General features: G+C 52.6%; 1 protein-coding gene. It reads left to right on the forward strand.

Going from position 1 to position 565, the window contains the following annotated elements:
- Positions 1–73 precede the first annotated feature (73 nt).
- Positions 74–262 carry a hypothetical protein gene (locus B3157_RS00805; RefSeq protein WP_292588092.1) on the forward strand — a complete coding sequence of 63 codons (189 nt, stop codon included), beginning with the start codon at positions 74–76 and terminating at the stop codon, positions 260–262.
- Positions 263–565 lie beyond the last annotated feature (303 nt).

A 565-nucleotide genomic window follows, 5' to 3' on the forward strand; every position in this document is an offset into this window, starting at 1 on the left:
CGACTTCGTCGGGAAGTGAGGCCCGAAAGAACATCCGGGGAAGTGATGCGCCGAGAGATCACCGGCGGAAGCGATGGTGGCGCTTGCGCCCCAGGATGAAGCGAAAGAGCAGGAGTCGATCTCAGCTTATGCTGGTCACAAAGAGCCGCTGGACGCCAGAAGTTCGCTGAACGCCAGAAGTTCCGTAAAAATCCTTACCAGAAGCACGAGGATAACGAGGAAAGCAGAGTCATATGAAGTAATCATGGCCGTCATTCCGTAGAGCCTGCCCTAATTCAACTCACTTCGTCATCCCGTGATGCCTTTGCACGGGATCTCGCCCTGAAGATCCACTATACGCTTAAGAACAAAGACCCGCTGATCGCTGCTCAAAACAACGTTGTCCGTCAACGGTCCACCGTCCACCGGAAAGAAGCAGTTCCAAGTTCACCTGTTGTCAGTTGCAAGCAGAAGAAATAGTTGCCCGTTGTCGGTTCACCGTTCTCTGAAAGAGCCGCTGTACGCTCTAAAACATGGTTCGCCGTTTACCGTTCAAGATCATGAAACCCGTTCACTGATAAGACCG

Origin of the sequence: Mesotoga sp. UBA5557 (assembly GCF_002425715.1) — a bacterium.
Taxonomy (GTDB): domain Bacteria; phylum Thermotogota; class Thermotogae; order Petrotogales; family Kosmotogaceae; genus Mesotoga.